This is a genomic window from Streptomyces pseudogriseolus (genome assembly GCA_002154585.1).
Taxonomy (GTDB): Bacteria; Actinomycetota; Actinomycetes; order Streptomycetales; family Streptomycetaceae; genus Streptomyces; species Streptomyces pseudogriseolus.
This window is the reverse complement of the sequence record MUNG01000472.1, coordinates 1-4,784: the sequence shown is the minus strand read 5'-3', so window position 1 is coordinate 4,784 and position 4,784 is coordinate 1. Positions and strand designations below refer to the sequence as shown.

6 protein-coding genes and 1 pseudogene are annotated in these 4,784 nt (G+C 71.5%); 4 read left to right on the top strand and 3 right to left on the bottom strand.

Annotated elements, in window-relative coordinates; translation table 11 throughout:
* Positions 1-36 precede the first annotated feature (36 nt).
* Both CCN29_RS31275 and CCN29_RS31270 read right to left on the bottom strand, forming a co-directional pair.
* Complete coding sequence (locus CCN29_RS31275; protein ID WP_086685893.1) at positions 37-330, bottom strand: WhiB family transcriptional regulator; 294 nt, start codon at positions 328-330, stop codon at positions 37-39.
* Positions 327-899 (bottom strand): hypothetical protein, encoded by a 573-nt coding sequence (locus CCN29_RS31270; protein WP_143661425.1) that lies wholly within the window; start codon positions 897-899, stop codon positions 327-329. The genes CCN29_RS31275 and CCN29_RS31270 overlap by 4 nt, the downstream gene beginning before the upstream one ends.
* A gap of 445 nt (positions 900-1,344) precedes the next feature.
* Between CCN29_RS31270 and CCN29_RS31265 the strand changes: the two genes are divergently transcribed.
* From CCN29_RS31265 to CCN29_RS31250, 4 genes are all read left to right on the top strand, one after another.
* The gene (locus CCN29_RS31265) at positions 1,345-1,968 is read left to right on the top strand and encodes a ParB N-terminal domain-containing protein (RefSeq protein WP_086685889.1); all 624 of its coding nucleotides are present in this window, start codon (positions 1,345-1,347) and stop codon (positions 1,966-1,968) included.
* A 26-nt stretch (positions 1,969-1,994) separates the two neighbouring features.
* Complete coding sequence (locus CCN29_RS31260; protein WP_086685886.1) at positions 1,995-2,627, top strand: hypothetical protein; 633 nt, start codon at positions 1,995-1,997, stop codon at positions 2,625-2,627.
* 67 nt (positions 2,628-2,694) lie between these two features.
* Positions 2,695-3,756, top strand: a complete 1,062-nt coding sequence (locus CCN29_RS31255; protein WP_442538587.1) for a peptidoglycan-binding protein — start codon at positions 2,695-2,697, stop codon at positions 3,754-3,756.
* 51 nt (positions 3,757-3,807) lie between these two features.
* A complete protein-coding gene (locus tag CCN29_RS31250; protein WP_442538586.1) occupies positions 3,808-4,260 on the top strand; it encodes a single-stranded DNA-binding protein in 453 nt (150 codons plus the stop codon).
* Here the strand turns inward: CCN29_RS31250 and CCN29_RS31245 are convergent.
* Positions 4,257-4,784 (bottom strand): annotated as a pseudogene (locus CCN29_RS31245) (hypothetical protein); the annotation flags it as partial. The gene CCN29_RS31250 and the pseudogene CCN29_RS31245 overlap by 4 nt on opposite strands.

The window sequence follows — 4,784 nt, the reverse complement described above, 5'->3', positions numbered from 1 at the left end:
CGGCGTGGAGTACGCCGGGGCTGGGCGGCCGGTCGGTCAGGCGTGGGCGATGCGCCGGTGCTTGGGGGGTATCGGCCCGTAGTCGAGCGGTACCGGCCGGCCTCGCTGAATCTCCCTGCGCTCGTGCTCCGACTTGCCGCCGAACACGCCGTGCTTGGCGCGGGTCTCCGGGGAGAGGGCGCGGGCGAGGCATTCGGCGGTGAACTCGCAGACCGCGCAGATGCTCTTGGCGGCTGCGACGCCGCGGCGGTCCTGCGGGTGAGGGAACATCAGGTCGGGATCGACCTGCGCGCATGGGGCGTACTGCATGAAGGTGGGCGCGGTGCTCATTCGTTCCCCTCCCCTGTCTCCTCCTCGGCGGGGGCGAGCATCGGCAGTGCGGCCGCGGCGTTCCCGAACAGGGCGTCCAGGAAGTTGTCGAGGAGTTCCTCCCCCGCCTCCGTGAAGGTGGGCTTTACAGATATATGCGTTCCACCCGGGTTCCTCGTCACACCAGGTATAACCTCACCCGTCACAGAGTCAACACACTCGCCGGTCTGCTGGATGTGGCGGGCGCGCTTCTTGAGGATGTTGTCCCGGAAGGACTTGCGGACGACCCACTCGGTTTCGCCCTTGTCGTCCGCCCACCGCAGGAACGCCTCGGGGTCGGTGACCTCGAAAAACGGCAGCTTCACGGACTCGGTGAAGATGGCGGCGCGTGCGCCGTCGATCTCGGCAACCGTGGTGAGGATCCCGGGGTTGTCGCGGATGAAGTTCTTGTTCGCGTCGATGATCGGGTCGCACAGGGCGTTCCAGTACGCCTTGACGCGGTAGGCCATCGCGGCATTCAGCGCGAGCTCCTGCGGCGACGGCCCGGTCTGCTCCGGCGCGCTCGGCTTCTCCTCGGACATGCGATTCATGGCCTTTCTGGTGTGCCGGTTTGTACCGGCTTTGGAGCGTGGAGGGCCTGCTGCCGGTGATCTCTCGCTACATGGACGGAGTGAGAGCCGAAAGCGTTACAGCAGCCCTGGTGTGGCTGTTCGCTCGTACAACCACAGATGCAGACTGTACACCAGGTCAAAGCCCGTTGCGAGGGATCTACCCGAGACGCAAGCCCGCCCGCCGCCTACGTTCCGACCCGCCAGAAGCGAGCACGGCGGAACGCGCACCCGCCGGCGCACGCCACGGCACCGGCACCGTCTCGTCCGGACTCGTGAGACGGCGCCGGCCAGGGAAGCGGCCGACCGGTCCGGCCATGACGGCATGCCCCGGTAGCGAGCCGGGGCGCCGCGGTTCAAGTCCGCGGGCTCGCTGACCGCCGGCCGCTTCCCGCCCCTTCTCCAAGCTGCGCAGCAGGAGCAGCAGATGGCCCTCCAGGCGCCCCGCTACATCACGTACATCCCGCTCACCGACCTGCCGCCGGACCCGGCCAACCCCAAGAAGCACGAGCTCGAACGCATCATCGCGTCGATCAAGGACCACGGTTTCATCAGCACCCCCGTCGTGGACGAGCGCACCGGCCTCACGATCGACGGCCACGGCCGCCGCTCGGCCCTGATCGAGATGCAGGTCCGCGGCGAACCCGCCCCCGGCGGGCTCCTGGTGGACGACGACGGCGGATGGCTCGTCCCCGTCACCCGCGGCTGGGCCTCCGAGAACGACCACCAGGCGCACGCCGTGCTCATCCTCCTCAACCGGCTGCAGGAGGCCGGCGGCTGGTACCCGGCGCCGCTCGCGGCGATCCTCGAGGAACTCGCCACCTCGGACGCCGACCTGTTCGACTCTCTCGCCTACACCGACGACGAGATGGAAAGCCTGCTCCGCCAGGTGGACCCCGAGAAGCTCCCCCAGGGCACCGAAGACGACGAGGACAGCACCCGCCCGGCGGGCGACGACTTCGACAGCGGCCTCGGCGACAGCGGCGACAACGAACGCACCGGCACCCTGTGCTGCCCCGCGTGCGGGCACCTGTTCACGCCGGGACAGTAACCGGCTGATCACCTACGTTCCGCACCATGTCCCGCCGTAAGCACCGCCGCAAGCACCTCGCGCCGGCGCGCGCACGGCTGATGACGCCCGAGGTCGAGGCGCGCCTGATCGAGGCCAGCCGCGCGGGCCTGGCCGTGGACCTCGCCGCCGTGCACGCCGGGATCTCCCGGGCGACGTTCCTGCGTTGGATGGCCTACGGCCGCACCGAGCTGGTGGACCGCTCCGCGGGCAAGGACCCCGACCCCGAACTCGACGTGTTCGTGGAGTTCTACGAGAAGGTGGAGCGGGCCCGGGCGTCCGCGGCGCTCTCCGCCGCCCTGGACATCCGCCGCGCCTCCCGCGGCGGCATCGTCACCAAGGAGACGCACCGCAAGTTCGATCCCCACTCCGGCAAGGTGCTGGAGGAGACCGTCATCGACAAGACGCCCCCGGACTGGCGGGCGGGCGCCTGGTACCTGGAGCGGCAGCACCGCAAGCAGTACGGCAAGGAAGACCACTTGGAGGTCGAGCTGACCGGCGCGGCCGGCGGCCCGCTGCAGGTGGAGCAGACCGGCCCCGCCGCCGACCTGGCCACCCGCCTCGCCGAGACGCTGCACGCCCTGCAGTACCCCGACACCGACGGCCAGGACCCCGACGACGACAGCCACGGCGCCGAGTGAGCCCGGGACGCTAACCCTCCCGCCGGAGCACGGTGCACCTCCCTGCTCGCCAGCACCGGAGGACACCGTGCCCACCCCGCAAATCATCAGCCGCTCGACCTGGGGCGCCAGCGCCTGGCGCGGCACCCCCGCATCCGTCCCGCTCTCCCGCAGGACGGAGTTCTACGTCCACTACGACGGCGGCCACCCCGTGACGCGCACGGGGTACGCCATCATGCGCGCCATCGAGGCCCAGCACATCGGTCAGGGCTGGTCCGGGGTCGGCTACCACTTCGTGGTCGACCAGCAGGGGAACATCTACGAGGGCCGCGGCTGGGGCCTGGTCGGCGCGCACTGCCCCGACCACAACACCAGCGGCATCGGCGTGCAGATCGCCATTGGCGGCGACCAGAAGCCGAGCGAGAAGGCGCTGGCCGCGTGCCGGGCCCTGTACGAACTCGCCTGCAAGAAGACCGGCAAGACCCTCGCCAAGCGCGGGCACCGCGACGGCTTCGCCACCCTGTGCCCGGGCGGCACCCTGTACGCGTGGGTGCGGGCTGGCATGCCCGCGGGCGACTACGAGGCCTCCCCCGCGCCGGGCGGCTCCCTGCCCGGTGGGACCGCCAAGAGCGTGTCCCGCAAGCGCGTCACCATCAACGGCCTGAGCTACGGCTACGGCTCCGTCGGCGCCCATGTGACCGCCGTCGGCAAGGCCCTGGTGAAGCTCGGTTTCGGCCGCCACTACACCAGCGGCCCCGGCCCGACCTGGACGGACGCCGACACCCGCAACTACCAGGACTACCAGGAGAGCCTGGGCTTCACCGGCGACGACGCCGACGGCGTTCCCGGGACGACGTCCCTCAAGCAGCTGCTCGGTACGCTGCCCAGCCGGAAGGTCACGGCCAAGCCGATGCCGCCGTTCCCGGGCAGGGACGCCTTCGGCAACGGCAAGAGCAACGCGCACATCAAGCTCCTCGGCGAGCAGCTCGTCCGCAAGGGCTACGGCAAGCACTACCGCACCGGCCCGGGCCCCAAGTGGTCCGACGCCGACCGGAAGAACGTCCGCGACTTCCAGCTCTCGCAGGCCGCGCTCAAGGGCGCACCGGACGGTCTGCCCGGGCCGCTCACCTGGAAGCTGCTGTTCTCCTGACCCCTCGGCCGGCCCGCCCCCGCGGGCCGGCCCCGTTCCGAAAGGCCCTCCGTGGCAGGCGAGACCGTCATCACCGTCGTCGGCAACCTGGTCGACGACCCCGAGCTCCGATTCACCCCCTCCGGCGCCGCGGTGGCCAAGTTCCGCGTCGCCTCGACCCCGCGCACCTTCGACCGGCAGACCAACGAGTGGAAGGACGGCGAGAGCCTGTTCCTCACCTGCGCCGTGTGGCGGCAGGCCGCCGAGAACGTCGCCGAGTCCCTGCAGCGCGGCATGCGAGTCATCGTGCAGGGCCGCCTCAAGCAGCGGTCCTACGAGGACCGCGAGGGCGTCAAGCGCACCGTGTACGAGCTGGACGTCGAGGAAGTCGGCGCGAGCCTGCGCAACGCCACCGCCCGCATCACCAAGGCCTCGCCCGGGCAGCGTTCGCAGGCGCAGGCACGCCCGGCGGGGGATGACCCGTGGACGACGAGCGCGCCGCCCACGGACGAGCCTCCGTTCTAGACGGCCCAGGCCAGCGGCAGGCTGTCCAGGGACAGCCCCTCTACCTCCGGCTCCTCCTCAACGGGAGGGGCCGGAGCCGTTTCCGGCGCGGCCGTGTCGTCCTCGGCCGGGTCCGGCTCGGCGGCCGGGGGTTCTTCCTCGGGTGCCGGGTCCGGCTCGGCGGCCGCAGGCGGTTCCTCCACGGGTGCCGGGTCCGGCTCGGCTTCTACCGGGGTGGTGGGCTCCGGCGGCGTCTCCTCGGCAGGAACGTCGTCAGCCGGAGGCTCCTGCGGCGGGGAGTCCTGCGGCGCTGCGGGCTCTTCCTCCACCGGGGCGGTGGGCTCCGGCTGAGTCTGCGCGGGCGACTCGGCGGGGCCGGTCTGCGGACCGGTCTTCTCCGGTGCCGCCTGCCCGGGCGTCGGCGTTGTAGTCACCGGCGGCTTGGCTGGCGTGGCGGGCTTCACCACCGGGGCAGGCTTCGGCGCCGGGGCGGGATCGCTCGGCGCTGGAGCGGCCGGTACGGACGGCGCATGCGCCGGCGGCAC

Bases quoted from the DNA above. Each gene is read 5' to 3' on its own strand.
- CCN29_RS31270 (WP_143661425.1), bottom strand. From the start codon at position 899: ATGAATCGCATGTCCGAGGAGAAGCCGAGCGCGCCGGAGCAGACCGGG.
- CCN29_RS31260 (WP_086685886.1), top strand. From the start codon at position 1,995: ATGTCCCGCCGTAAGCACCGCCGCAAGCACCTCGCGCCGGCGCGCGCA.
- CCN29_RS31275 (WP_086685893.1), bottom strand. From the start codon at position 330: ATGAGCACCGCGCCCACCTTCATGCAGTACGCCCCATGCGCGCAGGTC.
- CCN29_RS31265 (WP_086685889.1), top strand. From the start codon at position 1,345: ATGGCCCTCCAGGCGCCCCGCTACATCACGTACATCCCGCTCACCGAC.